The organism is Actinacidiphila yeochonensis CN732, from assembly GCF_000745345.1.
In the GTDB taxonomy this organism is placed as follows: domain Bacteria; phylum Actinomycetota; class Actinomycetes; order Streptomycetales; family Streptomycetaceae; genus Actinacidiphila; species Actinacidiphila yeochonensis.
Genome location: NZ_JQNR01000005.1, coordinates 865,218 through 888,889, shown reverse-complemented (window position 1 = coordinate 888,889; position 23,672 = coordinate 865,218). Strand labels below are relative to the sequence as shown.

Genomic DNA, 23,672 nt, shown 5'->3' with positions numbered 1-23,672 from the left:
GGCGCCGCACCCGTGGAGGGTGCGGGCCGGGCCGCTTCACGCGGGCTGCCGCGACGGCGGTCGCGAGAGGCGTCCTGGCAAGGACGCTATGCCCGGCCCCCGGCGGCCTCCGCCGGCCGCTGACACGCGCTTGACGCTCCGTCCCGCTTCCTGACGTTCCCTTGACGCGGCAGCTCAGGCGGGTGCGGACCGGCTCCGGTGAGCGGGTCCGCGACGGGCCTGTGAGGTCGCCGGTCCGACGAGGCAGACGGTCCGACGAGGCAGACGGTCCGACGAGGCAGACGGTCCGACGAGGCAGACGGACCGACGAGGGCGCCGGGCGGATCGGCCGAGGCCGTCGTGCTGCCGAGGCCGCCGGGTCGCCGCGGCGCCGGGGCGCCGGGTCAGGGGCGCGCGAGGCGGGGGAAGAGCGCTTCGGCGCTGCCGCGGTTGACGGCGTGCTGCTGGCCGGGCTGCCAGCCGGAGTAGCCGTCGAGTCCGGCGTCGAACTCCACGCCCCACGGTTCGGACGCGAACGGGGAGTCGCTGCCGTAGAGGACGTGGCCGGGCTCGGCGAAGGCCAGCAGGGACGGCAGCGAGTACGGCGTGGCGGACAGGGCCGTGTCGAAGTAGAAGCGGCGCAGGTCGGCCAGGATGCCCTCGGACGTGGTGCCGGGCACGAACTGCGAGGCACCGGCGAACCGGACGGCCGCGTAGGGCAGGAAGCCGCCGCCGTGCGAGAGGATCACCTTCAGCTGCGTGTGGCGGCTCATCACGCCGTTGGCCACCATGTGCAGCGCGGTGCGGGTGGTGTCGAAGGGGAAGTCCAGCAGCGGGCTGGGCAGCCCGTCCAGCATGGGCAGCTGCGGGGCGGTCGGGTGGATGAACACCACCGCGGAACGGGCGTCGAGTTCGGCCCACAGCGGCTCGAACTCCTTCTCCCCGAGGTAGCGGCCGTGGGCGTTGGAGAGCAGTACGACGCCGTCCGCGTGCAGCTCGTCCAGCGCGTACACGGCCTCGGCGACGGCGCCGTCGACGTCCGGCAGCGGGACGGACGCGAAGAGGCCGAACCGGTCGGGCCGGTCCTTGACCAGTTCGGCGCCGAACTCGTTGACGCTCCGCGCCAGGGCGCGGCCCTCGGCGTCGTCGCCCAGGTGCACGCCCGGGGAGCTGATCGACAGGACCCCGGTCGCGATGGAGCGCCGGTCCATCATCCCGATCGCGGACTGCGGGTCCCAGTCGGGTGTGGGCCAGCCCCCGGCGGTCAGCCCGCGCTGGTCGAGCAGCGCGCGATAGGCCGCGGGGATCAGGTGCTGGTGGACGTCTATGCGGCCTGCGTTGGTGGTCATGATTACCAAGCTCCCTAATCGTTAGCGTGCTAACTGTTTGCTTGGTTGGTAAGCTAGCACTCGTGAGAAACGAGATCAAGGGCGAGGGTCCGGGCCCGGAACGGGCGGCAGACGTGAAAGAAGTGAGAGACGTGAAAGACGTGGCGGATGTGGCCGCCGAGGACCTGGCGCAGGCCGCCGACGCGCTCTTCTTCGCCATGCGCCGGGCCCGCACCACGGCCACGCACCAGGACGGTGGGATCTCGCTCGCGCAGTTGACGCTGCTCGAACCCCTGGCCCGGGAGCGGGAGATCCCCGTCAGCCGGCTCGCGGCCAACGCCGACGTGAGCGTTCCCACCGCCACGCGCATGCTCAAGCAGCTCGAAGGCAAGGGGGTGGTGGTGCGTGAGCGCTCGGCGCGCGACGAGCGGCAGGTCCTCGTCAGCCTCACCGAGGAAGGCGCCGTCAAGCTCGCCCACCTGCAAGGGCGGCTGCGCGAACGGCAGGCGCGTGCCTTCGCCGCCTTCACGCCGAGCGAGCGCGTTCAGCTCGTGACGCTGACCCGGCGGCTGAGCGAACTCATCGCCGCCTCCGACGGTGCACCCGAAGCTGCCACCTCCGAGGGCGACGAACACGGAGCGTGATCAAGCGCCGAGCCCCGTGGGGAACGGGGGGCAAGGTTGACAACTACCTCGGCCAATCCGGGAGCGCGCCCGTGAACGAGCCCCCGCCAGTGCCTCCGCCCGCGCTCCCGCCTCCGCCCGCTACTGCGGCACTTCCCCCGTCTTCACGTTGGCGTCGATGAGGCCGAACCTCTCGCCCTGCGGTGCCGTGACCACCGCCATCCGGCCGAAGGGCGAGTCGGCCGGAGGCGTGAGCACCGTGCCGCCCAGTTCGACGACCCGTTCGACCGCGGTGTCGACGCCGTCGTACTGGAACCAGATGAGCCAGTGGCTGGGCGTCGGTTCGCCGGGGGTCAGGGTGTCGTCGTGCATGCCGCCGGCGGGCTTTTCCTCGCCCGGCGGGGTGAAGATCGTGTACTTCGTGGTCGCGTCGTCGCCGATGTCGGCGTAGGTGAGGTCGAAGACCTCGGCGTAGAACCGCTTCGCGGTGTCGAGCTGCCGGGTGTGCAGCTCGTTCCAGCAGTAGGCGCCGTGTTCGTTGTAGACGGCGGCACCGTTGTGCGCGTGGGCCTGCCAGATCCCGAACACTCCACCGGTGGGGTCCGCGCCGACGGACATCCGCCCCTGGTCGCGTACGTCGAACGGGGGAGCCAGGAGCTGTCCCCCGGCCCTGACCAGCCGTCCGGCGGCGGCGTCGGCGTCCTCGGCGGCGAAGAAGGTGGTCCACACCGAATGCATCCCGGGTCGCGGAATGGGGCCGATCCCGGCGATGACCCGGCCGTCCCGCACCGCCCGGAAGTGCCCGCCGGAGTCCAGCGGGCCGTTGCGGATCTCCCAGCCGAACAGGGCGGAGTAGAACGCGCTCGCCTTGACCGGATCGTCCACCTGGCAGTCCACCCAGCAGGGGGTTCCCTCCGGCCAGGGCGTGGAGCGTACGGGCATGGGGTTCTCCGCTCTGTGCGTGGCCGTGGTGCTCTTCCGTCGCAGTGGAACTACGCACCGTGATCGGAGAGACGCGAAGAGCAACCTAGCGAGGTGCGCCACGCCCCGGCAGGAGGCGCACCGTGTCCCTGCCCCGTGAGCGCCCGGGTGCCGTGCGGAGCATGGGGAGGTCGTACACCGCCGGGCAGTGCCGCGAACGCGGATCCCGCCGCGCGACAAGTAGAGGGTAAGACCGTCGTCTCGGCGGTCGGAGACGGAGAATCCGTGGAAACCGAGCACGACCTGAGTGGCGAGCGCGGCGCTGACGCCCAGCTGGCCATGGCGGCCGGTGATCCTGCGGCGTTCACGCCCCTGGTCGAGATGTACTCGGCCGCCCTGCACGGCTACTTCGCGCGGCGGGTGCCCGGCGCGGCGGACGATCTGCTGTCCGAGGCGTGGCTGCAGGCGTTCGCAGCGCGGCGCACGTTCGACCCCTCGCGGGGATCGGCGCGCGGCTGGCTGTTCGGGGTGGCCCGCAACGTTCTCGCCGCCCATCTGCGGCGGGCGGAGCGGGTGGAGGCACTGCCGGAGGCGCGTGTCAGCGACCCGTGGCAGGCGGTGGACCAGCGGCTGGACGCGGCGGCTATGGCACCCGCGCTGCGCCAGGCGCTGGCCGAGCTGCCCGCCGAGGAGCGGGAGGTGATGCTCCTGGTCAGTTGGGAGCAGCTGACCCCCACCGAGGCGGCCGACGCCGTGGGCATCCCGAGCGGGACGGCCCGTTCGCGGCTGCACCGGGCCCGGCGCAGATTGCGCGAGCGGCTCACACCGCCCCGCCTCGCCCGACGAAACCTGGCCGTGACGGGAGACCTGGCATGAGTACGCGTGACGAGGAGGAGACGGGCATGACCGAGCGACAGGCGTTCCTGGACTTCCCGGGCGCCAAGGCGCTGGAGGCGGCGGGCCGGGTCGAGCCGCCGTCGGAGCAGGTCGTGGCCCGGGCGCTGGCGGCGGTCGAGGAGGCCGTGCGGGTGGAGGCGGCCGGGATCGCGCGGGTGGAAGCCCGGACCGACGCGCGGAGGGTCACGCGGATCGACGCACGCAGGGGAGTGCGCGGGGTCGCGCGGATGGACCCGCGGGTGAAGGCGGACAACGACATGGAGGACAACATGCAGCAGGACGTGGAGAACATGCAGCAGGACGCCGTGGTGACGCCGTTCCGGAAGCGCCGCCGGGTGCTCGGCCTCGTGGCCGCCGCCGCGGTCGCGGCCGGTGCCGTGGCGACGGTCGCGAGCGTGGGTTCCGGCTCGGGGCACGCGACGCAGGCGCAGAGCGCGTCGGCCTTCCTGAACAACACCGCCGAGGTCGCCGCCGTCCAGTCGGCCGGCTCGGGGAAGTACTGGGAGATGCGGACCGACCACGGCACCTCGTACACGTCGCAGTCCATGGTCATGACCTTCGCCTTCCCCGGTGCGAAGAATCACCGTGAGATGAAGAGCCCGGAATGGCAGCTCGGCACGCAGTCGTACGACTGGGACGGTCTGGCCAAGCTGACCACCGACCCGAAGGCGCTGCTCGGGATCATGAAGACCACGAAGCAGGGCAAGTGGGAGGAGGACGCGAACATGATCGCGTTCGAGGACGCGACCGACCTGCTCTCCAACTCCCCGGCCAGCCCGGAGCTGCGTGCCGGGCTGTTCAAGGCGGTGTCGCAGATGAAGGGCGTGAAGGTCGTCGGTACCGTCAAGGACGCCACGGGCCGCAGCGGCACGGAGCTGACCTACACGGGCAACGTCGGCACCGACGGAGCGATCATCGACCCGAAGACCAGCAGGCTCCTCGAAATCGAGAAGCCGTGGACGAGCGCGAAGTCCGACCAGCGGACGACGATCCTGTCGGCCGGCCTGACCGGCTCGAACCCGCAGGAGAACACGCCCAAGTGGTGATGTGAGCCGCGGCCCACGGCCCACGGCCCCGGAGGGGGGTCGTGGGCCCTCGGCAGTTCTGCCGCGCCCTCGCTGACCGAGGCCGCCCCGAACCGATCGCCGCCGCGAACCCGCACGCGCCCGGCGCCCAGGGCTCAGACGGCGGGGAAGTCGCCCTCGCGGACGCCGGACACGAAGGCCGTCCATGCCTCGGCCGTGAAGGCCAGGGAGGGGCCGGAGCGGTCCTTGGAGTCGCGGACGGGGACGATGCCCTGGGTCGGGGCAAGGTTGGCAGCTACCTCGACGCAGGCGCCGCCGTTGTCGCTGTGGGAGGACGTGTACCAGTGGGGGGATGCGGTCGCGGTCATGCGGGTGCCCCTTTCCGTGGCTGCCCACGGCGGGGCAGCGCTTCAGCCTGCGCCTGACGTTAGGTGCGGGCTGAAGCGCTGTGGAGGGGGTTTTCCCGCCAGAGTCCGCCTGCCGTGCGAGCTTCGGGGTGGGGTCAGACGGCGGGGAAGTCGCCCTCGCGGACGCCGGACACGAAGGCCGTCCATGCCTCGGCCGTGAAGGCCAGGGAGGGGCCGGAGCGGTCCTTGGAGTCCCGGACGGGGACGACGCCCTGGGTCGGGGCAAGGTTGGCAGCTACCTCGACGCACTGGCCGCCGTTGTCGCTGTAGGAGGACGTGAACCAGCGGGGGGAGTCGGTCGTCATCACGAGGTGCCCTTTCGTACCTTCTCGATCAAGGCCACGGTATCCGCCTGAGACAGCGCTTCGGCCTGTAGCTGATGGTAGGCCGTCAACTGGGGGACCACGGACGTGCTTTCCCGTTCGAGGTCACCTCGTTGCGCGGACTCCGCATATGACATCAGCGAGCGGTTCGGCATCGTGAGTACCGTGATCGGCAGATTGAACGGGCGTCGCTCCCCCATGGTGAAGGGGGCGATCTGGAGCACGGTATTGGGCTGGTCGGCGAACTCCAGCAGCCGTGTGAGCTGGGCCTCCACCACCTCGGGCCCACCGACGGGCCGCAGCACGCAGCCTTCGTCCAGCACGGCGAAGATCACCGGCGGGGGCGTGCGGATCAGCGACGCCTGCCGCTCCGCGACCAGGGCCACCCGCTCATCCGCCTGGTCGGAGGTGATAGCCCCCCGCTTGACGGCGCTGTCGGCCAGTACAGCGGCGTACTCCGGGGTCTGCAACAACCCCGGCATGACGCCCACCTCGTAGAGCCGGATCTCCGCAGCGCGGGCCTCGTACTCAAGGAACTCGGGGAAACCCTCCAGCAGCAGGCCGTGCCGCATCTCGCGCCACTCGCGCTCGAACGCGTCCGCGGTGCCCAACGCCTCGTCCGCGCGCCGCGAAAGGCGCAAGGTCGGCATCTTGCGACCAGTTTCCACGGACGAGAGATGCGTACTGGAATACCCCATCCGGTCGCCCAACTCGTCCTGCGTCAAGCCGAGTTCGCAGCGTATCCGGCGAAGACGGGCTCCGAAGGCCGCTTGTGGAGAGCTGTCCGGGTCCAACTCCTTGACGTTCAAGGGGGAGTCACCGACCTTCCGTTCTTCCTCGACACGTTGCGTCACCTCTGACTCTACGTCACGCTGAACCTCCTCGGTAGTGGTTTGGCTACGGAGAGGAGTGAACGATGTCGGTCGCGCGCCCCCCTACGGCACTGCGGACGACCCTCGCTCCCGGTGGCGCACAGCCGGGGTGAACGAGGAAGGAGCCCCGGCGCACACGTTGCGACCGGGTCGCCGGGGCTCAGTCGATCAGCCAATCGGAAGCTGGAACGACCATGCGCGATCATAACCACCGGCCGGCCGGAGGGTCGGATCATATGGTGACCGACAGCACGTCTTCGGCCACTGACAGCGAGCCTCCCGACGTCGTCGTCCAGTCCTGGCCGCACGGCCCCCGCTCCGTCGGCAAGGCGCGCAGACTGCTCGTCAGCAGCCTCGACGTGTGGGGCCTGAAACACCTCGCGGACGCCGCCGAACTCGTCGTGTCGGAGCTGGTGACCAACAGCGTCCGCTATGCCAGGGAGCCGAGCGGGCGACTGATCGCCACCCGGTTCGAACGGCTCGACGGCGGCGTCCGGATCGAGGTGCACGACGCGAACACCGCCAGGCCCGAGCTGCGCCAGGCGTCCGACGACGCCGAGCGCGGGCGCGGCCTGGCCCTGGTGGACGCCGTCACGTCGGGGCGGTGGGGGGTCGGCGACCGCGACGGCGTCGGCAAGATGGTCTGGGCCGAGTGCACCGGCGCCGACCCCGACGCCGCCACCGTGACCGTCGGCTGACCGTACGCCCGGCACCGCACCGGGCACCGGGCGCCCTGGCGGGGAGGTCTCCTCGCCGCCGGGCCGCCCGGCGCGAACGGGAACGGCGCCGGGCGACAAGTACCAGGTGGGACCGTCGTCCGACGGTCGGGATGCGGAGACGCCCGTGGAATCGGAGCAGCAGGACACCGTCGCGGCGCCGTTCCGGCGCGGCCGCCGGGCACTCGCCCTCGTGGCCGCCGTCGCGGTCGCGGTCGGCCTCGCCGCCACGGCCGCCACCGGCGGACTGAGCCGCTCGCAGGACGGCGTCCGGCCGCCTTCCGCGACGCCGCTCCTGATGGACACGGCCGACGCCGCCGCCGCCCAGCCGGACGGCGAGGAGAGCTACTGGGTGGACACCGACCACGGTGCCTTCTCCATCTCGCGGGACATGCGCCTCACGCACCTCGGCGACGGCAGCAACCCGCAGCGCCAGGTGGGCTTCCCGGGCTGGCGGCTCGGCACGCGGGTGCTCGACTGGAACGGTCTCGCCCGACTGACCAGCGACCCGGAGGCGCTGCTCCGGATCACGGCCACCACGCGGCGGGGCGGGCACGGGGAGGACGCGGGCACGACCGCCTTCGAGGACGCGGCCGCCCTGCTCGCCGAAGCCCCCACCAGCCAGCGGCAGCGCGCCGGGCTGGTCGCGGCCCTCTCGCAGATGAAGGGGGTCAAGGTCGCCGGCACCGTCAAGGACGCCACGGGCCGCAGCGGCACCGAGCTGACCCACCAGGGAACCGTCGGCACCACCGAGCTGATCATCGACCCGAGGACCAGCACCCTCCTCGAAATCGACAAGCCGTGGGCGGGCACGGTGAACGACCGCCGTACGACGATCCTCTCCTCCGGCCTGGCCGAGACCTTCGGCTGACCCCGCCTCACCAGCCGGCCGCGCGGACCCGACCCATGCGGGCGCCATCGCGGTCGACGGCCCCCGGAAAAACGACGAGCTGTGCGGGCCGGTCCTGACATCCGGCCCGCACAGCCCTGTCGTCGGGCGCCCTGGTGCGGCGGGGAGCGGGCACCAGGGCGCGGTCGGTGTCAGCTCCCGTAGACCTGGAACTCCCAGAGCGAGTAGCCGTACTGCGTGGAACGGGCCGTGCCGTACAGCCGTACGTAGCGGCCGGAGCCGGTGATCGGCAGCGTCTCGTTGCCGCCGGTGCCGGTGGTGGTGGAGTAGACGGTGGTCCAGGTGGAGCCGTCGGTGGAGGTCTGGATCTGGTAAGCCGTGCCGTACGCGGTCTCCCAGTCGAGCTTCACCTGGCTGAGGGTGTGCACGGCGCCGAGGTCGACCTGGAGCCACTGCGGGTCGGAGAAGCCGCTGGACCAGCGGGTGCCGAGGTCGCCGTCGACGGCCATGGGCGCGGTGAAGCTGCTGTTCTCACTGGCGGACGCGGTGGCCGTCTTCCCCTGCGACAGCAGCGTGCCCGTGCCCGGGTTCGTGCCGCCGCCACCGCTGGCCGGCGTGCCGTACAGGCCCAACTCGTAGAGCGAGTCGCCGTACTGGCTCGCTCTGCCGGTCGCGTAGACCCGGACGTACCGGCCCGTGGTGCTGAGCGCGGTGTCCTGGAGGTCCTGCGGGCTGTTGCTGTTGGTGTAGACGGTGGTCCAGTTCGTACCGTCCGGGGACACCTGTAGCTGGTAGGCCGATGCGGCGGCCGCCTCCCATGTCAGGCTCGCGTGGGTGAGGTTGTAGGACTGGCCGAGGTCGACCTGGAGCCACTGCGGGTCGGAGAAGCCGCTGGACCAGCGGGTGGAGATGTCGCCGTCCACCGCGTTCGAGGCCGGGAAGGACGCGCTCTCGTTCGAGGACGAGGTGGCGGTCTTGCCGAGCGCGATGTTCGTGCCGTAGTCCGGCTGCTTGTTGTAGACGGCCACGTAGTCGACGTTCATCTGCCCGCCGGACGCGGTGGCCGCGTTGGGTCCGCCGCCGAAGGCCGCGGGGAAGCCGCCGCCGATGGCCAGGTCGAAGATGACGAAGAAGCTGTGGTCCACCGCGTTCGCCCAGGTGGTGGCGTCCACCTGCGAGGAGTTGACGGTGAAGTAGAGCGAGCCGTCGAGGTAGTAGCGCAGCTGCTCGGGCGAGGTGGAGCGGTCGATCTCCACCGCGTAGGTGTGGTAGCCGGTCTGGCAGCCGGAGCAGGCCCTCTCACCCGAGCCGAGGCCGGAGGTCTCGTTGCACGGCCCGCCCGAGCCGACCCCGCAGTGCAGGGTGCCGAAGACGGAGCTGCGGGCGTTGATGTCCTCCATGATGTCGACCTCGCCGGAGCCCGGCCAGCCGACGCCGACCCGCAGCGGCGAGCCCAGCATCCAGAACGCGGGCCAGTAGCCGGCGCCGTTGGCGGTGGTCAGGTTCGGCTGCTGGATCGACGCCTGCACCCGCACCACACCGCCGGGCCGGGCGCCGAAGCCGTCCGCCTGCGTCTCCACCCGGCCGGACGTCCAGCCGGAGTTGGGGTCGGTGCCGGAGTGCAGGGCCTTGAGCACCAGGTGGCCGTTGCCGTCGGTGTAGACGTTGCTGGTGCTGTTGGTCATGGTCTCGATCTCGCCGGTCCCGAAGGACGAGCCGGCGCCGGCGTCGTAGCGCCACGTGCCGGTGTCCAGGCCGGTGTTGGCAGCGCCGCTGAAGTCGTCGCTCCACGTGGTGGTGAAGCCGGACGGCGCGGCGGGCACGGCCGAGGGCGCGGCGGCGGGTCGGGCCGCGGTCCGGGCTGCGGGGGCCGCGGCTGCCGGGGCCGCGGCTGCTGGGGCCGAGGCTGACGCCGAGGCCGAGCCGGCCAGGGCGAGGACGCCGAACGAGGCGACCGCCGCGACGAGGGCGACAGTGCTCCGGCCGCCGCGCAGCGCGTCCCGTAGGCGCTTGCGACGGGCCGGCGGTGGTACGCGCGTGCCTGCGGGTGACATGCGTACTCCTTTGTCTCCGTGGGGGGTTCACCCGGCAGGGGCCGTGTCCCGACCTGTGGGGCGGCCGGTTCGCCGGGCGGTGCGGGGGCGGTGCGTGCACGTGGGACTGAGAGCGCTCTCAGCGAGAATCGGGCTTCGCCACAGGGGTGTCAAGGGTCCCGGCAACGTTTACGGAAGCACGCGGCGGGCCCGGCCGCGGCGATCCGGGCGGACCTGCCGACCGCGCCCCCGGTGAGCGCTCGACCGACGCCGGACACGCGGGTCGGTCAGGGTCAGCGCCAGCCGCCCTGGCGGGGCTCGGTGTACTCGCCGAAAAGCGGGTCGAACGCCTGCCCTTGGTCGTCGGCCACGACGTGGTCCGGCTCGGTTCGTGAGGCGGCCGCGTGCAGCCGGACGACAAGGTCGGGGACGGGCACGACGCGCAGCGACAGTGCCGCAGCCACGCGGGCGGCGTCCTTGCCGAGACCCGGGTTGCGCTGGTCACGGAGGCGATGGAGGTGTCGAGCGGACTCCTGCATGACCTCCACCTCGCCCCCACCGGAGAACGAGAGGCAGTCGTGCCACTCCAGCCCGATGATGATCTCCAGCGCGTCCGCCAGGTCATCGGCGATCAGCCCGCCCTCCCCTTCGGAACTCGCGAACACCACCGGCCGGCGACCGTCCTGCTCGGCACACAGGAAGTAGGCCCCACCGGCGGACTCCCCGGCTATCGGCTCCAGCGGCGCACCCGAGGCAAGCCGCATGCCCTCTCCGTGGTGCTTCCGCCCGATGTCGAAATGGAACGACGAGCGCAGCAGCAGACCGATCTCCGGGGCGTTCTGGACCAGGCTGAGCAGACGGTGACGTGAGGTCATGGTGTGGACGATAGTGAGCGCTCTGAGGGGAAGGTCCGCCGGGTACGTTCATCCCGGCCGCCCGGGAGGAGGGTGGGTGTGACGCGGAAACGGTCGACCGATGAGGCGGTGGGACTGCTCAAGGGCGAACTGCGATCCCGGGCGTTCGCCGATCCGGTCACGGAGGACGTCTGGCTCGCCTTCCTCCGTTTCGGCCGACGGCCCTTCCTCGTTCCGGAGGTGCCCGACGCGGACGGCCTGCTGTTCCAGTACGGGACGTACGCGTTCGACGGTGTTCCGACGTTCACCTTGGACCTCACTCGGCAGTTCGAGGTCTGCGACAACGACGGTGACCACGACCACTACGTCCAGGTCCACTGCGAGCTTCGATACGGATGCGCGCCCGCCTTGGAGGCCCTGGGAAGCTTCAACTCGTGGTTCTTCCACGACGCTGGAGACGGTCTCGAAGCGTGGGTTCAAGGGCTGACCAGGCGGACAGCCTGGACGGTGATCCACCGACTCAGGCCGGCCGAGACCAGGGTCTACGACGAGCGGGTGCAGCCGTCGACGTGGTCATCGTGGCGGGACGCTCGCGACGCCATGGTCGTGCACCGCCCGCGGCCGATCCTCTGATCCGGCACACCTTGCCGGGAGCGGCACCAGCGAGCTCCGAACGCTCGAACGCGCCTCAGTCCCTCCAGTCGAGCTGGTGCTCCGGAACGCCCACGCTCGCCCCGTAGGCAACGGCTTCCGCGCGGCGGGGGTCGTCGGCGCCCGCGTAGCGGAAGACCCGCCCGGCGAACACCACCACGCGCTCCTTGTCGTCCAGCCGGTAGTCGGCGTACCAGCCCCCGTCAGGGGAGAGTCCGTCCGCCAGGGCCTGGGCCGGCGGCGCGTCGTCCTCCGCGTCACTCTCGAACTCCAGAACCGTCCACACCGGCGGCTGGCTTCCGCGCGCCGAACCGGCCAGGTCCATGCGCGTCACCCGGCACACCCGCAGACCGGTCAGTTCCAGTACCGCGCCCGACCGCAGGCTCTCTCCGACGACGCAGCCGGTGATCACGGTGTCCCCTCCCCATCGCCGATGTGCCGGCTACCACCGTAGGCAGCAAACCCCGCCTGCGGCAGAGGAGTCGGGCGATCCGCCGGACGTGCCCCGGCTGGTGCCGGGAGAGCCGCTAGTCGTCGCTGTCGCGGCCGGGCTGGGGGACGACGAAGAACTCCGTGACGAAACCGGTGACGGTTCCGTCCTCGGCGTGGCCGACCCAGGTGGGGTAGTGGCCGTCGCCGAAGCCTGAGGAGAAGGCGACCACGCCGAGGCCGCTGTCGGGATCGGTGACGTTGATCGGGAGGTTCTCGGCGCCCTCGGCGAACCGGGCCTCGACGATGGGCGAGTTGAAGCCGTCCACGAGGGAGCCGAGCGACTCGGCGGCGGAGGCGTCCACGAAGCAGCCGGTGCCCCCGTCGACTCCGTAGCCGTAGAACTCGGTGTCCGACAGGTCCTCGTGGCTCTGCTCCGGCAGCAGGGCCACGCTCCAGCGGGCGGTCGGGACGTCGGCGGTCTGCAGCCAGGCCGCGGCGACCGCGTGCGAGAGGACGTCCGAGTGGCGGGCCGGCACCACCTCCACGACCGACAGCACCACCCGGTAGGCGCCGGGGGAGACCTGGTCGGTGAACGCCTCGATCTCCTCGCCCAGCGCCGTGTCGGGGTCGCAGGCCGCCACCTGCCCGGTCGGCAGCGTCAGCTCCGCCTCCGGCAGGGACACCACCGTCATCCGGTCGCCGTCGGCGTTCTGGTACGAACTGCCCGCGCTGAACAGGCGGTTCACGTCAGGGGCAATCAGCGGCATGGAGTCGCACTCACAATCGCACGGTGCGCCGTCCGGCGCACGTTCAACGGAAAGCAGGACGCCGAGGCTATCCGTCCGCCCTCCGGCCGGCCGCTGGGGGACTCCCGTTCGCCGGGCCTTCGCGGGCCGACGTTGGCCTTCGCGGGCCTTCGCGGGCCGTCGCCGACCTCGCCCGCCTCGCGTCGTCCCTGTGGGACGCACTGATCCGGCGCCGTGCGGGGGTTAACCCCACCGCGCTCACTCGCCTCAGCCGCACTACGGAGACGCGTGCCAGCCACATTCTGCGATCAACCGATTGCCCGAATGATGAATAGGGCGGTCAACAGCACCCGTCCCCCCCGTCCCCGTAGCCCGAAGGATCAGCCATGTCCCGCACCACACCCAACCGCCGGTCCGTGAACCGCGCTCTGTCGGCCCTCGCCCTGCTGGTCGTGGCTGCCGGCGCTGTCACGGCCTGCAGCGACCACGACTCCACCGCGAAGCACTCGACGTCGGCTTCGGCTTCGGCCTCGGCCTCGACTTCGGGTTCGGCCTCGGCTTCGGCCTCCGCCTCGTCGGGGACCAGTCAGGCGGGACAGGCGAAGCTGCACATGATCGACAACGGCGGTCACCGTCTGGCCTTCTACGTCACGCAGGGCAACGGCTCCACCATCGTCCTGGACTCGGGTGGCGGCAACGACGCGTCGTACTGGAACGACCTCGTCCCCAAGCTCCACGCGGCCACCGGCGCCACCATCGTCACCTACGACCGGTCCGGGCTCGGCAAGAGCGACGTGGTGGCCGGTCCCTGGAAGGTCCAGGACGCCGTCAGCGACCTCACGACGGGGCTCCAGCAGCTGGGCATCACCAAGAACGTGACCCTCGTGTCCCACTCCCAGGCCGGCGAGATCGCGACCTACTTCGCCGAGCAGAACCCGAAGATGCTCTCCGGCGCGGTCCTCGTGGACGCCAACCTGCCGCAGCTCTTCACGGACGCGGAGACCGCCCGCCTCTACGCCTTCGACCAGCCCGAGGTCGCGGCGGCGAAGAAGAACCCGGACACGCCGCAGAACCGCCAGCTCATCTCCACCGCCGAGAGCTTCGTCGCGACGAGCAAGGCGTACCACAAGGCCACGTGGCCGGACGCGGTGCCGGCGACGGTCATCGTGTCGGAGAAGACCCCGTTCGACGGCTCCCCCGAGGACGCCCAGCGCTGGCGGGACGCCGCCGCCTCGTTCGTCAAGGCCGGCCCCCACCGCACCCTCGTCACCGCCAAGGGCAGCTCCCACGAGGTCCCGAAGGACCGCCCCGACCTCGTGCTCAAGGAGATCGAGAGCATGGTCGCGGCGCAGCACTGACCCCACCTTGCGAAGGCCCTCCAAGCCCTTCGACCCCGAAGCGACGCCGAGGACGACGTACCGAGGAAGAGACGCCGAGGACGACGTACCGAGGAAGAGACGCCGAGGACGACGTACCGAGGAAGAGACGCCGAGCGAAGCCGGACGATGCCCTCCGTAGCCCCCACTCCCGGGAGCTGCGGGGGGCTTCGTCGTGACGGCCGGCCGGACGGAGCGCGTCGGCCGGGTCTGGTGTCGACGGGCGCCGGGATGGTGCCACGCTAGAACGGCAGTGGTGTCGTCGTGGTGCCATCTTGGCGTCATGGTGGGCCGTTTTCGTGTGCGAGTCCTGCCGCGGCGCGCAAATATTCCGATGAAGCAGCAGGTCAGAGTGGGTGGCATCATGAAAGTGCCACGATGGCTCGCAATGGCGCCATGGATGTGCCATGATGGCGTCATGAACCTCACGCCCTACGTCGACAACCTCCGGCAAGAACTCGCCGTCGCGGCGGACGCCGGCGGTGACGAAGCCCGCGCCCTGGCCGAGCGGCTCACCACGCCGCTGGAGTCCGCCTTCCGACTCACCCTGCTCAACGCGCTGTCCGCCGCGATGAGCGAGGTCACCCGGGAGCTGGCGCCCGGCTCGGTCGACGTGCGGCTCCGCGGACTCGACCCCGAGTTCGTGGTGACCCCCCCGCCCGCCCCCGAGCTGTTCCACGAGACGCAGGCGCTGGCCAGCGCCCCCGCCGCGCCCGCGTCGCCCACCCCGCCCACGGACGCCGAGGCCGACGACGGCGCCATGGCGCGCATCAACTTCCGCCTCCCCGCCCACCTCAAGGGCCGCGCCGAGAGCGCGGCGGCGGCGGAGGGCCTGTCGGTCAACGCCTGGCTGGTACGGGCCGTGTCCACCGCCCTTGACGGCGGCGAACGCGTCAGCCCGCCGGGCCGCGGCAAGAGCGCGGGCAGCCGGGGCTTCACCGGCTGGGTCCGCTAGCGGCCGGGGCCCCGGCCCCACCTCCACCTCCACCTTCACCGGCGGATCGCCGATCCGTCCGACGTACCGACGTCACCCATCACCCGCCGCAGCGGCGGGATCTCGCTCAACCGAGCCAAGAGGACGGCACCGTCATGCCTGCTTTCGAGACCCCTGAGCCCATCTCCGCCACCTTCGAGCTGGAGGTCGGCACCGCTCGCATCACCGCCGGCAAGCGCACCGACACCGTCGTGGAGGTGCTGCCGCGCAACGGATCGGACGACAACGACGTCCGCGCCGTGCAGCAGACCCAGGTCACCTTCGCGGACGGCCACCTGACCGTTCGGACGCCCAAGAAGCGGTCCCTGTTCGGCATGCCGGGCGCCGTCGAGGTGAGCGTCGAACTGCCCGCCGGGTCGGACGTCCGCGGCACCTCCGGCATGGGCGGCTTCTTCGCCGCGGGCCGCCTCGGCGAGGTCGTGCTGAGGACCTCGCTCGGCGACCTCCAGCTGGATGAGGTGGCCGGCGCCGAGCTCAGGACCGACCACGGCAACATCCGGCTGGCCCGCTCCACCGGGGACGTCGAGATCGTCGGCATGGGCCGGGTCGAGATCGGCACCGTCACCGGCGCGGCGACCGTCAAGAACGGCAACGGCACCACCGAGATCGGCGAGGTCACCGGCGACCTGAAGACCAACGCGGCCAACGGCGACATCTCCGTGGGCATCGCGCACAGCAACGTCGGCGCCAAGTCCGCCAACGGACGCATCGAGGTGGGCACCGCGCACGCCGGGGTCGAAGCCGCCTCCTCCAACGGCGGCATCCGCGTCGGCGACGTGACCCGCGGCCGCGTCGACCTGCGCACCGCCGTCGGCAACCTCGAAGTCGGCATCCACGAGGGCACCGCGGCCTGGCTCGACGTGAACACCAAGTACGGCACCATCCGCAACTCGCTCGGCGCCTCCGACGGCCCCGCCGACTCCGACGAGACCGTCGAGGTGCGTGCGCGGACCTCGGCCGGCGACATCGTCATCAGCCGCTCCTGACCCCGAGCACCCCGAGCACCCCGAGCACCTGCCTGGGGCCGGCCTCCGACCGCCGGCCCCGGGGTTCCGGGCTCCGGCCCCGGGCACCCCTGCCCCTCAGCCCCGACTCCGGTTCACCAACCCCGTCCGTATCTCCACCGTTGAAAGGAAAGCGGCAATGACCGCACCCCAGACGTCCGCGCCGATCGCCGCGAACGCGCCGGTGCCGGCGATCACCGCCACCGGCCTGCGCAAGTCCTACGGTGAAAAGCTCGTGCTCGACGGCATCGACCTGACCATCGCCGAGGGCACCGTCTTCGCGCTGCTCGGGCCGAACGGTGCCGGCAAGACCACCACGGTGGAGATCCTGTCCACGCTCCTCAGCGCCGACGCCGGGCAGGCCCGGGTCGCCGGCCACGACGTCGCCGCGTCCCCGGACGGGGTGCGCGCCGCGATCGGCGTGACCGGCCAGTTCTCGGCCGTCGACAACCTGCTGACCGCCGAGGAGAACCTGCTCCTCATGGCGGACCTGCACCACCTCGACCGGCGCGAGGGCAGGCGGCGCACCGAGGAACTGCTGCGCCGCTTCGACCTCACCGAGGTGGCGGGCAAGACCGCCACCACCTTCTCCGGCGGCATGCGGCGCAAGCTCGACCTGGCGATGACCCTCGTCGGCGACCCGCGGATCATCTTCCTCGACGAGCCCACCACAGGGCTCGACCCGCGCAGCCGGCGCACCATGTGGGAGATCATCCGGGGCCTCGTCGCCGGCGGCGTGACCATCTTCCTGACCACCCAGTACCTCGACGAGGCCGACCGGCTCGCCGACCGCATCGCCGTGTTGGACAACGGCAGGCTCATCGCCGAGGGCACCCCCGAGGAGCTGAAGCGGCTCATCCCCGGCGGCCACATCAAGGTCCGGTTCGCCGATCCCGAGGGGCTGGGGACCGCAGCGAGCGCATTCGGCGTCGCCACCCGCGACGAGGACACCCTCACCCTCCAGATCCCCAGCGACGGCTCCATCCCCAACCTGCGGGCCGTGCTCGACGTCCTGGAGTCCGTCGCCGTCCAGGCCGAGTCGCTCACCATGCACACGCCCGACCTGGACGACGTCTTCCTGACCCTCACCGGCCGCCCCCGTCCCGCCGACACGGCCGACCTCGCAGCACCGCAGAAGGAGAACGTCTGATGGCCATCACGCCCGCCACCGTGCCCGCCTCCGCGCCCGCCGCGGTCTCCGCCTCCGTGTCCTACGCGGCGCGCGACGCCAGGACGATGCTGCGGCGCAACCTCAAGAAGGCGCTGCGCTACCCGTCCCTGACGCTCACCGTCGTCATCATGCCGGTCATGGTGCTGCTGCTGTTCAACTACGTCTTCGGCAGGGCCCTGGGCGCCGGCATCAGCACCCAGTCCACCGGCGGCGGCCACTACATCGACTACCTGGCGCCCGGCATCATCCTGATGGCCGTCACCTCCGGCGCCCTCACCACCGCGATCAGCGTGTGCGTCGACAAGACCGAGGGCATCGTCAACCGCTTCCGTACGATGCCGATCTCCCGGGGCGCGTTCCTGACCGGCCACGTGGTCAGCGGCGTGCTCCAGACGATGACCAGCGCCACCCTCGTCATCGGCGTCGCCCTCCTGACGGGCTTCCGTCCCAACGCGACGCCGGTCGAGTGGCTCGCGGCCATCGGACTGCTGGCCGTACTCACCCTGGCCCTCACCTGGATCTCCGCCGGTATCGGCCTGATCGCGCAGAACCCGGAGTCCGCCAGCAACATCCCGATGCCGCTGACGTTCATGCCCTTCCTCGGCAGCGCCATCGTGCCGACCGGCTCCATGCCCACCGGCCTGCGCTGGTTCGCCGAGTACCAGCCCTTCACCCCGATCATCGAGACCCTGCGCGGACTGTGGCTCGGCACCGGGATAGGCAGCAACGCCGCCATCGCCCTCGCCTGGTGCGCCGGGCTCTCCCTGGTCGGCTACCTGTGGGCCCGCCGCACCTTCAAGGCCGGCCCCCAGCGGTAGCCGCCCCCCCCGCCTCGGCCAGCCGGTCCCATCACCACGGGACCGGCCCACCGAGGGGAGGGGCGCCCGAGCGGTCGCCGGCTGTACCGGCCGGGCCTACCCGGGGAAGCGACCGCAGAGCAGGTTTCCCGGCTCTGCGGGGTCGTCGCTGATCCAGAACTGGCGCCACAGCAGGGCGAACTCCTCGCGGCTGAGGTGGCCGTCGCCGTTCAGGTCGAGCAGTTCGAAGACGCCCGAGGTGTCCACGGGCTGCCCGTTCCAGGTCTCGACCAGCGTGCGGTGCTCCTCCGGGGAGATGACTCCGTCCCCGTTGGCGTCCACGGCGTCGAAGATGGTGTCGGCGGTCGCGGTGACATCCGCGACCATCGTGGGCAACCGGTCGACGAGAGCGAGCAGTTCGCCCCAGTCCACGGCCCCGTCACCGTTGGCGTCCCCGGCCTCCAGCAGCGTCGCCCACCACCCCATCAGCAGCGTCTCCACCCGCGCCCGCACCTCCGTCCCGGGCCCCACCGCCGGCAGTAGGCTCCAGCGGGCCACCAGCGCCCTGAAGTCCTCCTCGCGCAGACAGCCGTCTCCGTCCGCGTCGAACGCGTCGAACATCCCCCTGAGCTTGCGCTCCTGAAACGCGCTGGCCATGAGCGGTCTCCCTCAACGCCGAACCGGACCACGAACACGAACCGCCACCCGCGACGCACGACCCACGAAGGGCGCACCGCGAACCATGAACCGCGAACCGCGCACCACCGACGGCCGCCGTGAGGAGCAGCCGTCGACACATCACGGTAGGCCGAGGCGCTCGCACCCCTCCACGGGCACACAGGCGCGAGTGTTCACCCGCGAAGCGGCGGCCAGGGGAGCGGGTACCCGTTGACGTACGACGGGTGTCCGGCGGGCTGTCCGCGAGTGCGGGGGCCGCATCGTCGGCCGGACGGTAGGGCAACCAAGAAGTACACCGTGACCTTGCAGGGGAGCCGGCCGAGGAGATCCGCTCGGAGGTCGGCCCTGTGGTCTCAGCCGCCATGTCACGCAGGCCGTCGAGCGACGGCGGGAACGCCGCGCCGAACGGCTGACGTTCCGTCGCGGGGGAGTGATCTCGACCGCGGGCACGCTGCGCGGCGGCCCGGCCGTCGAGTGGGCCCGCGACATCCTGCCCGACCCGGCCAACGCCCTGGTGATCTGCGGGTACCAGGACGAGGAGGCGCCGGGACGCCGCCTGCTCGGGCTGGCCCACGGCGGCTCGACCCTCGAACTCCCCGACGGGCCCGTCGAGGTGCGGGCCGCGGTGCGGCAGTTCCAACTCGGCGCGCACGCCGACCGGGACGGCCTGCTGAAGGTGGTCGACCAGGTCAGGCCCGGGGAGGTGATGCTGGTCCACGGTAACGCCGAGGCCCAGCGGCGGTTCCGGCAGCGGCTCCGGCAGCGGCTCCGGGAACGCGGTGACCGGCCCGTGGAGACCGCGGCCTGGCCTCCGCCCGACGGCGGCTGACCCCCCGCCCGAACCCGCACCGCGTCCCGCCGCCCGAAGCCGGTCCGCATCCCCCGCGCCCGAAGCCGGTCCACATCCCCCGCGCCCGAAGCGTCCTCCCGCGTCCGAAGCGGGCTGCCCAGCCCGCATCCGGCCGGGGAACCCCGGTGCCCGCCGGATACGGGCGGCAGGGCAGGCGGCGCTCAGGTCTGCCGGTAGCCCGCGAGGAACCGTCCGATGCGGCCGATCGCCGCCTCCAGGTCGTCGGCGCGCGGCAGCGTGATGACACGGAAGTGGTCCGGACGGGGCCAGTTGAAGCCGGTGCCCTGGACCACCTGGATCTTCTCCCGCAGCAGCAGGTCCAGGACGAACCGCTCGTCGTCCACGATCTTGTGCACCTCGGGGTCGATCCGCGGGAAGGCGTACAGCGCGCCCCTCGGCTTGACGCAGGAGATGCCCGGGATCTCGTTGAGCCGCTCCCAGACCGTGTCCCGCTGCTGGAGCAGCCGGCCGCCGGGCAGCACGAGGTCCCGGATGCTCTGCCGTCCGCCCAGCGCGACCTGGATCGCGTACTGCGCGGGGGCGTTGGCGCACAGCCGCATGGAGGCCAGCATGGTCAGGCCCTCCAGGTAGTCCTTGGCCAGGTTCCGCGGCCCGCTGACGACGAGCCAGCCGCTGCGGAAGCCCGCCACCCGGTACGCCTTGGACAGTCCGCTGAAGGTGAGCACCACCAGGTCGGGGGCGAGCACCGCGGGGCTGTGGTGGACGGCGTCGTCGTAGAGGATCTTGTCGTAGATCTCGTCGGAGAGGACCATCAGCCCGTGCCGCCGGGCCAGTTCCAGCATCGCCTCCAGGATCTCCGGCGGGTAGACGGCGCCTGTGGGGTTGTTGGGGTTGATGATCACCATGGCCTTGGTGCGGTCGGTGATCTTCGACTCCAGGTCGGCCAGGTCCGGGTACCAGTCGGCGCCCTCGTCGCACAGGTAGTGCACGGCCTTGCCGCCGGCCAGCGTGGTGACGGCCGTCCACAGCGGGAAGTCCGGCGTCGGGATGAGGATCTCGTCACCGTCCTCGATCAGGGCCTGGACCGACATGGAGATCAGCTCGGAGACCCCGTTGCCGAGGTAGATGTCGTCCACGTCGACCTCGTGGAACCCCCGGGCCTGGTAGTGCTGGGCCACCGCCCGGCGCGCGGACAGCACCCCGCGCGACTCGGTGTAGCCGTGCGCGCGGGGGAGCATCCGGATCATGTCCTGGACGATCTCCTCCGGCGCCTCGAAGCCGAACAGCGCCGGGTTGCCGGTGTTCAGCCGCAGCACGCTGTGCCCGGCCTCCTCCAGCGCGTCGGCCTGCTCGATCACCGGGCCGCGGATCTCGTAGCAGACACCGTTCAGCTTGTTGGACTGGCGGAACTCCATGCCCCGGCCTCCCCTTGGTTATTCCAAGTAGCACCTTGGAAATTCCTACCACACCTCTACACTATGGCGCATGGCACGCCGAAGCTATGACCAGTACTGCGCCGTGGCCCGGGCTCTCGACACGGTGGGGGACCGTTGGACGCTGCTCGTCGTCCGCGAACTGCTCGCCGGACCCCGCCGGTACACCGACCTGCACGCCGACCTTCCGGGCGTCAGCACGGACATGCTCGCCACCCGGCTCAGGGACCTGGAGCGCGACGGACTCCTGGAGCGGCGCCGACTGCCCGCTCCAGCCTCCGTACAGGTCTACGAACTCACCGCGCGGGGGCGGCGGCTGACGCCGGTACTGACCGCCCTCGCCGCCTTCGGAGCCGACGGACTCGGCGAACCGCGCCCCACCGACGCCGTCCGGGCGCACTGGTTCGCCGTCCCGCTCATCGGTGTACTGGAGCGCCTCGACGGTCTGCCCGACGGCGTCCTGGAGGTCCGCGTCGACGAGAGCGGCTTCCACCTCGTCCGCTCCGGCGGGGAGTTCTCCTACGCCGACGGCCCAGCCCCCGCCGCCGACGCCCGCCTCGCCCTGACCGCCGACGTGTGCGTCGAGCTGATCCAGGGCCGCCGGCCGCCGGCCGAACTGCTGGCCGACGGCGCCGCGGTGCTGGCCGGCGACGGCGCGCTGGCCCGGGCGCTGCGCGCGCGGCCCGCCGACCGCCGACCGGTACCGGCCGGCGGTTAGCCGGCGGCCGCTTCTGGCTCAGCCGGTCGGACCCGGCCGGCCGGGCTCTCCGCGCCGGATCGGCCTGTTCGACTGAGCGGCCCGCTCAGCCCGCTGGCTCAGCCCGCTCAGCCCGCTGGCTGAGTCGACAGGTTCGGCTGAGCCGGCCCGCCCGGTCGGGACGCCTCGCTTGGCTGAGCCGAACCGGCATGTGGGGCCGACTGGTTCAGCGGCCTCGTCCGGCCGCCGTCCGGCGGTCCTGGCGGCGGCGCCTGGCGGAGGCGATCATGGTGGAGAGGGAGAACACCACAATGGCGCACGTGATCCAGAGAATCAGCTTCGAGACGTCCGAGACGCCGGTCACGAGAACAGCGACGAGTGCGAGGGCGAGAACAATTCCCGCCCCCTTGAGGGGATTCACTGGTTTCCCTACTTCACTTCCAGGCCGATACCCGGGTCAGGTACGACTTCGCGACGGATGACACCATCCAGTACAGGCGCACGACCGTGTACACCAGTTCCGGAAGGAGGGACGCCTCGACGAGCATGGCCTTCCACCCGAGATTGGTCACCCGCAGCGCCGGATAGACGATCCAGAAGGCGATCAGGACCATGAAGACCGGCTGGGAGTTGAAGCCGTACTTCACCCACAGGGAGAGCTGCGCGGTGCCGAAACCGAGGATGTAGGCGGCGCCCAGGACACCCATCGCCATCGTGATGATCGAGTGCCAGGTGAACTTCGTGATGCCGCGCCCGCGCAGCGTGTCCACGGTGCCGCGGGTCCACCGCTCACGCTGGTGGATCAGTTCGCGCAGGGTGGGCATGAGGTCGGTGTAGGCGATGCAGAGCTGGTTGGCGGTGACCTTCCAGCCGGATTCCTTGAGCGCGAGGGTGGTCTCGTAGTCCTCGACGAGGTTGCTGTGGTCCTCCCAGAAGACCTCGCCCCGCCAGTCCATGAGGTTCTGCAGCGCCTCACCGCGGTAGAAGGACCCGGCACCCGACATGGTGTGGATGCTGCGCCGGTAGCGGGCGTTGGCGGCCCGGCCGTACTCGATGATCTGCATGCCCAGCAGGAAGCGCTGCCAGGGGCTCTGCCACAGGTTGGTGCGCCCCAGGCAGGCCGCGCTGACCCCGCCCAGCTCCGGGTCCGAGGCGATGACGTTGCGGGCGCGCTCGATGAACTTCGGGTGCAGGTCGGTGTCGGCGTCCATGACCAGCACGTGGCCGACCGAGGTGGTCAGCCGGCCGCCGATCTGCTCCCGCAGCCAGCGCAGGCCGTAGTTGAGCGCGCCGGCCTTCTTGTGCGGGTTGTTCTGCAGGTTCAGCACCACGGTGCGCGGCGAGTCCGGCTCGGCGGCGAACCCCTGCGCGAAGTCCAGTGTGCGGTCCGTGGAGTTGTTCACCACCACGATGATCATGTCCGGGCGCCGGGTCTGCCGGGCGAGCGAGTGCAGCGCGGTGAGCACGCCGACTTCCTCGTTGCGGGCGGGCACCAGGGCCACGGTGTCGACGACGGGCGCGACTGCGTCCTGGTCCTGCGCGAACCTGGCGCGGTTTCTGCGGTGCCGACTGCGCGTGACGCGCTGTTCGTCGGCCGGTGCGCGTCGCGCACGCGTGGTCGACAACCTTCCCCCCTTGACTGAACCACGGCCTGTCCCCGGAGACGCCGTGCACTGAGGCGGCGCGCCTTGGTAAAGGCGCGCCGATGCGTGTCCGGCTCCCCAGCCGGACGTCGGCTCATAATGCCACACACCTCCCTCACGTAATACACACAGCTGATGTGCCCCTGAACACAATCCGAGTTCGTCCGGAGGGAAGGCCGGAAGGGTGCGTGGTAGCGGAATGCTTCCGTCCGGACGCGGAGTCAAAGTGCCGACGAACGCCGCATAGTCTGTAAAGCGGGCAAATCGGACCGCGAGGGTGAAGGCCGCCCGGAAGGGCCCCGGGGGAACGGGTAAGAGCATGAGTAGGATCGGCGGGCCGCCGCTATTTCCCCATAGGAAATGACGGGCACAGAGGTTATCTTCAGCACCCTCTTTCTCTTTTGCGATCAG

At 71.2% G+C, this 23,672-nt stretch carries 26 protein-coding genes and 1 pseudogene; 14 read left to right on the top strand and 13 right to left on the bottom strand.

The genetic code is table 11. The features are described from left to right. Positions 1 to 383: 383 nt before the first annotated feature. Positions 384 to 1,328 carry an amidohydrolase family protein gene (locus BS72_RS15625; RefSeq protein WP_037911187.1) on the bottom strand — a complete coding sequence of 315 codons (945 nt, stop codon included), beginning with the start codon at positions 1,326 to 1,328 and terminating at the stop codon, positions 384 to 386. A gap of 131 nt (positions 1,329 to 1,459) precedes the next feature. Between BS72_RS15625 and BS72_RS15620 the strand changes: the two genes are divergently transcribed. Beyond that, the gene (locus tag BS72_RS15620) at positions 1,460 to 1,951 is read left to right on the top strand and encodes a MarR family winged helix-turn-helix transcriptional regulator (protein ID WP_232792422.1); all 492 of its coding nucleotides are present in this window, start codon (positions 1,460 to 1,462) and stop codon (positions 1,949 to 1,951) included. A 120-nt stretch (positions 1,952 to 2,071) separates the two neighbouring features. Here the strand turns inward: BS72_RS15620 and BS72_RS15615 are convergent, their stop codons facing one another. Further along, complete coding sequence (locus BS72_RS15615; protein ID WP_037911186.1) at positions 2,072 to 2,872, bottom strand: VOC family protein; 801 nt, start codon at positions 2,870 to 2,872, stop codon at positions 2,072 to 2,074. Positions 2,873 to 3,136: 264 nt separating this feature from the next. On the opposite strand from BS72_RS15615, the gene BS72_RS15610 reads away from it, so the two are divergent. Both BS72_RS15610 and BS72_RS15605 read left to right on the top strand, forming a co-directional pair. Then, on the top strand, positions 3,137 to 3,727 hold the full coding sequence (locus BS72_RS15610; RefSeq protein ID WP_232792421.1) for an RNA polymerase sigma factor: 591 nt from the start codon (positions 3,137 to 3,139) through the stop codon (positions 3,725 to 3,727). Further along, the gene (locus BS72_RS15605; RefSeq protein ID WP_157856250.1) at positions 3,724 to 4,794 is read left to right on the top strand and encodes a hypothetical protein; all 1,071 of its coding nucleotides are present in this window, start codon (positions 3,724 to 3,726) and stop codon (positions 4,792 to 4,794) included. Before BS72_RS15610 ends, BS72_RS15605 begins: the two co-directional genes overlap by 4 nt. A 134-nt stretch (positions 4,795 to 4,928) precedes the next feature. Here the strand turns inward: BS72_RS15605 and BS72_RS15600 are convergent, their stop codons facing one another. From BS72_RS15600 to BS72_RS15590, 3 genes are all read right to left on the bottom strand, one after another. Further along, a complete protein-coding gene (locus BS72_RS15600) occupies positions 4,929 to 5,141 on the bottom strand; it encodes a DUF397 domain-containing protein (RefSeq protein WP_037911182.1) in 213 nt (70 codons plus the stop codon). Between the two features lie 134 nt (positions 5,142 to 5,275). Continuing rightward, complete coding sequence (locus BS72_RS15595) at positions 5,276 to 5,485, bottom strand: DUF397 domain-containing protein (RefSeq protein ID WP_037911179.1); 210 nt, start codon at positions 5,483 to 5,485, stop codon at positions 5,276 to 5,278. Further along, on the bottom strand, positions 5,485 to 6,312 hold the full coding sequence (locus tag BS72_RS15590) for a helix-turn-helix domain-containing protein (RefSeq protein ID WP_037916064.1): 828 nt from the start codon (positions 6,310 to 6,312) through the stop codon (positions 5,485 to 5,487). Before BS72_RS15590 ends, BS72_RS15595 begins: the two co-directional genes overlap by 1 nt. A gap of 302 nt (positions 6,313 to 6,614) precedes the next feature. On the opposite strand from BS72_RS15590, the gene BS72_RS15585 reads away from it, so the two are divergent. Continuing rightward, a complete protein-coding gene (locus BS72_RS15585) occupies positions 6,615 to 7,073 on the top strand; it encodes an ATP-binding protein (protein WP_232792420.1) in 459 nt (152 codons plus the stop codon). Between the two features lie 145 nt (positions 7,074 to 7,218). After that, the gene (locus BS72_RS15580) at positions 7,219 to 7,962 is read left to right on the top strand and encodes a hypothetical protein (protein ID WP_037911177.1); all 744 of its coding nucleotides are present in this window, start codon (positions 7,219 to 7,221) and stop codon (positions 7,960 to 7,962) included. Between the two features lie 170 nt (positions 7,963 to 8,132). Here the strand turns inward: BS72_RS15580 and BS72_RS34160 are convergent, their stop codons facing one another. Then, on the bottom strand, positions 8,133 to 9,995 hold the full coding sequence (locus BS72_RS34160; RefSeq protein WP_078901391.1) for a discoidin domain-containing protein: 1,863 nt from the start codon (positions 9,993 to 9,995) through the stop codon (positions 8,133 to 8,135). 272 nt (positions 9,996 to 10,267) lie between these two features. Next, the gene (locus BS72_RS15570) at positions 10,268 to 10,849 is read right to left on the bottom strand and encodes a hypothetical protein (RefSeq protein WP_037911175.1); all 582 of its coding nucleotides are present in this window, start codon (positions 10,847 to 10,849) and stop codon (positions 10,268 to 10,270) included. Between the two features lie 78 nt (positions 10,850 to 10,927). Here BS72_RS15570 and BS72_RS37265 point away from each other — a divergent pair, with 78 nt between their 5' ends. Beyond that, positions 10,928 to 11,461: a hypothetical protein gene (locus BS72_RS37265; RefSeq protein ID WP_198545900.1), complete on the top strand. Its 534-nt coding sequence runs from the start codon at positions 10,928 to 10,930 to the stop codon at positions 11,459 to 11,461. A gap of 55 nt (positions 11,462 to 11,516) precedes the next feature. Here the strand turns inward: BS72_RS37265 and BS72_RS15560 are convergent, their stop codons facing one another. Both BS72_RS15560 and BS72_RS15555 read right to left on the bottom strand, forming a co-directional pair. Beyond that, a complete protein-coding gene (locus tag BS72_RS15560; RefSeq protein ID WP_037911173.1) occupies positions 11,517 to 11,891 on the bottom strand; it encodes a hypothetical protein in 375 nt (124 codons plus the stop codon). Positions 11,892 to 12,006: 115 nt separating this feature from the next. Beyond that, positions 12,007 to 12,657 (bottom strand): DUF4241 domain-containing protein, encoded by a 651-nt coding sequence (locus BS72_RS15555; RefSeq protein ID WP_157856249.1) that lies wholly within the window; start codon positions 12,655 to 12,657, stop codon positions 12,007 to 12,009. Between the two features lie 386 nt (positions 12,658 to 13,043). Here BS72_RS15555 and BS72_RS15550 point away from each other — a divergent pair, with 386 nt between their 5' ends. From BS72_RS15550 to BS72_RS15530, 5 genes are all read left to right on the top strand, one after another. After that, positions 13,044 to 14,015 (top strand): alpha/beta fold hydrolase, encoded by a 972-nt coding sequence (locus BS72_RS15550; protein ID WP_037911169.1) that lies wholly within the window; start codon positions 13,044 to 13,046, stop codon positions 14,013 to 14,015. Positions 14,016 to 14,451: 436 nt separating this feature from the next. Beyond that, the gene (locus BS72_RS15545; RefSeq protein WP_037911167.1) at positions 14,452 to 14,988 is read left to right on the top strand and encodes a hypothetical protein; all 537 of its coding nucleotides are present in this window, start codon (positions 14,452 to 14,454) and stop codon (positions 14,986 to 14,988) included. Between the two features lie 134 nt (positions 14,989 to 15,122). Continuing rightward, positions 15,123 to 16,013, top strand: a complete 891-nt coding sequence (locus tag BS72_RS15540) for a DUF4097 family beta strand repeat-containing protein (RefSeq protein WP_037911165.1) — start codon at positions 15,123 to 15,125, stop codon at positions 16,011 to 16,013. 157 nt (positions 16,014 to 16,170) lie between these two features. After that, the gene (locus BS72_RS15535; RefSeq protein WP_051951144.1) at positions 16,171 to 17,181 is read left to right on the top strand and encodes an ATP-binding cassette domain-containing protein; all 1,011 of its coding nucleotides are present in this window, start codon (positions 16,171 to 16,173) and stop codon (positions 17,179 to 17,181) included. Next, a complete protein-coding gene (locus BS72_RS15530; protein ID WP_051951143.1) occupies positions 17,181 to 18,020 on the top strand; it encodes an ABC transporter permease in 840 nt (279 codons plus the stop codon). The genes BS72_RS15535 and BS72_RS15530 overlap by 1 nt, the downstream gene beginning before the upstream one ends. Positions 18,021 to 18,116: 96 nt before the next feature. Here the strand turns inward: BS72_RS15530 and BS72_RS15525 are convergent, their stop codons facing one another. Next, the gene (locus tag BS72_RS15525) at positions 18,117 to 18,656 is read right to left on the bottom strand and encodes an EF-hand domain-containing protein (protein ID WP_037911162.1); all 540 of its coding nucleotides are present in this window, start codon (positions 18,654 to 18,656) and stop codon (positions 18,117 to 18,119) included. Positions 18,657 to 19,065: 409 nt separating this feature from the next. Here BS72_RS15525 and BS72_RS39555 point away from each other — a divergent pair. Together BS72_RS39555 and BS72_RS39550 are read left to right on the top strand one after the other, a co-directional pair. Further along, positions 19,066 to 19,224, top strand: a pseudogene (locus BS72_RS39555) (hypothetical protein); the annotation flags it as partial. Positions 19,225 to 19,290: 66 nt separating this feature from the next. Beyond that, entirely contained in the window at positions 19,291 to 19,506 is a 216-nt protein-coding gene (locus BS72_RS39550) for an MBL fold metallo-hydrolase RNA specificity domain-containing protein (protein ID WP_322942586.1), read from the top strand. 182 nt (positions 19,507 to 19,688) lie between these two features. Here BS72_RS39550 and BS72_RS15515 read toward each other — a convergent pair whose 3' ends face one another. Further along, the gene (locus BS72_RS15515; protein WP_037911158.1) at positions 19,689 to 20,903 is read right to left on the bottom strand and encodes a pyridoxal phosphate-dependent aminotransferase; all 1,215 of its coding nucleotides are present in this window, start codon (positions 20,901 to 20,903) and stop codon (positions 19,689 to 19,691) included. A gap of 70 nt (positions 20,904 to 20,973) precedes the next feature. Between BS72_RS15515 and BS72_RS15510 the strand changes: the two genes are divergently transcribed. After that, positions 20,974 to 21,639: a winged helix-turn-helix transcriptional regulator gene (locus BS72_RS15510; protein WP_051951142.1), complete on the top strand. Its 666-nt coding sequence runs from the start codon at positions 20,974 to 20,976 to the stop codon at positions 21,637 to 21,639. A 205-nt stretch (positions 21,640 to 21,844) separates the two neighbouring features. On the opposite strand, the gene BS72_RS15505 is transcribed toward BS72_RS15510, so the two are convergent. After that, positions 21,845 to 22,039: a hypothetical protein gene (locus BS72_RS15505; RefSeq protein ID WP_037911156.1), complete on the bottom strand. Its 195-nt coding sequence runs from the start codon at positions 22,037 to 22,039 to the stop codon at positions 21,845 to 21,847. A 13-nt stretch (positions 22,040 to 22,052) separates the two neighbouring features. After that, positions 22,053 to 23,243: a glycosyltransferase family 2 protein gene (locus BS72_RS15500; protein WP_157856248.1), complete on the bottom strand. Its 1,191-nt coding sequence runs from the start codon at positions 23,241 to 23,243 to the stop codon at positions 22,053 to 22,055. Positions 23,244 to 23,672: the final 429 nt, after the last annotated feature.

What these genes read in the sequence shown, in the direction of transcription:
- BS72_RS15545 (WP_037911167.1), top strand. Translation starts at nt 14,452, where the DNA reads ATGAACCTCACGCCCTACGTCGACAACCTCCGGCAAGAACTCGCCGTC.
- BS72_RS15605 (WP_157856250.1), top strand. Translation starts at nt 3,724, where the DNA reads ATGAGTACGCGTGACGAGGAGGAGACGGGCATGACCGAGCGACAGGCG.
- BS72_RS15615 (WP_037911186.1), bottom strand. Translation starts at nt 2,872, where the DNA reads ATGCCCGTACGCTCCACGCCCTGGCCGGAGGGAACCCCCTGCTGGGTG.
- BS72_RS15625 (WP_037911187.1), bottom strand. Translation starts at nt 1,328, where the DNA reads ATGACCACCAACGCAGGCCGCATAGACGTCCACCAGCACCTGATCCCC.
- BS72_RS15550 (WP_037911169.1), top strand. Translation starts at nt 13,044, where the DNA reads ATGTCCCGCACCACACCCAACCGCCGGTCCGTGAACCGCGCTCTGTCG.
- BS72_RS15515 (WP_037911158.1), bottom strand. Translation starts at nt 20,903, where the DNA reads ATGGAGTTCCGCCAGTCCAACAAGCTGAACGGTGTCTGCTACGAGATC.
- BS72_RS34160 (WP_078901391.1), bottom strand. Translation starts at nt 9,995, where the DNA reads ATGTCACCCGCAGGCACGCGCGTACCACCGCCGGCCCGTCGCAAGCGC.
- BS72_RS15595 (WP_037911179.1), bottom strand. Translation starts at nt 5,485, where the DNA reads ATGACGACCGACTCCCCCCGCTGGTTCACGTCCTCCTACAGCGACAAC.
- BS72_RS15530 (WP_051951143.1), top strand. Translation starts at nt 17,181, where the DNA reads ATGGCCATCACGCCCGCCACCGTGCCCGCCTCCGCGCCCGCCGCGGTC.
- BS72_RS15540 (WP_037911165.1), top strand. Translation starts at nt 15,123, where the DNA reads ATGCCTGCTTTCGAGACCCCTGAGCCCATCTCCGCCACCTTCGAGCTG.
- BS72_RS15510 (WP_051951142.1), top strand. Translation starts at nt 20,974, where the DNA reads ATGGCACGCCGAAGCTATGACCAGTACTGCGCCGTGGCCCGGGCTCTC.
- BS72_RS15570 (WP_037911175.1), bottom strand. Translation starts at nt 10,849, where the DNA reads ATGACCTCACGTCACCGTCTGCTCAGCCTGGTCCAGAACGCCCCGGAG.
- BS72_RS15535 (WP_051951144.1), top strand. Translation starts at nt 16,171, where the DNA reads ATGACCGCACCCCAGACGTCCGCGCCGATCGCCGCGAACGCGCCGGTG.
- BS72_RS15525 (WP_037911162.1), bottom strand. Translation starts at nt 18,656, where the DNA reads ATGGCCAGCGCGTTTCAGGAGCGCAAGCTCAGGGGGATGTTCGACGCG.
- BS72_RS15600 (WP_037911182.1), bottom strand. Translation starts at nt 5,141, where the DNA reads ATGACCGCGACCGCATCCCCCCACTGGTACACGTCCTCCCACAGCGAC.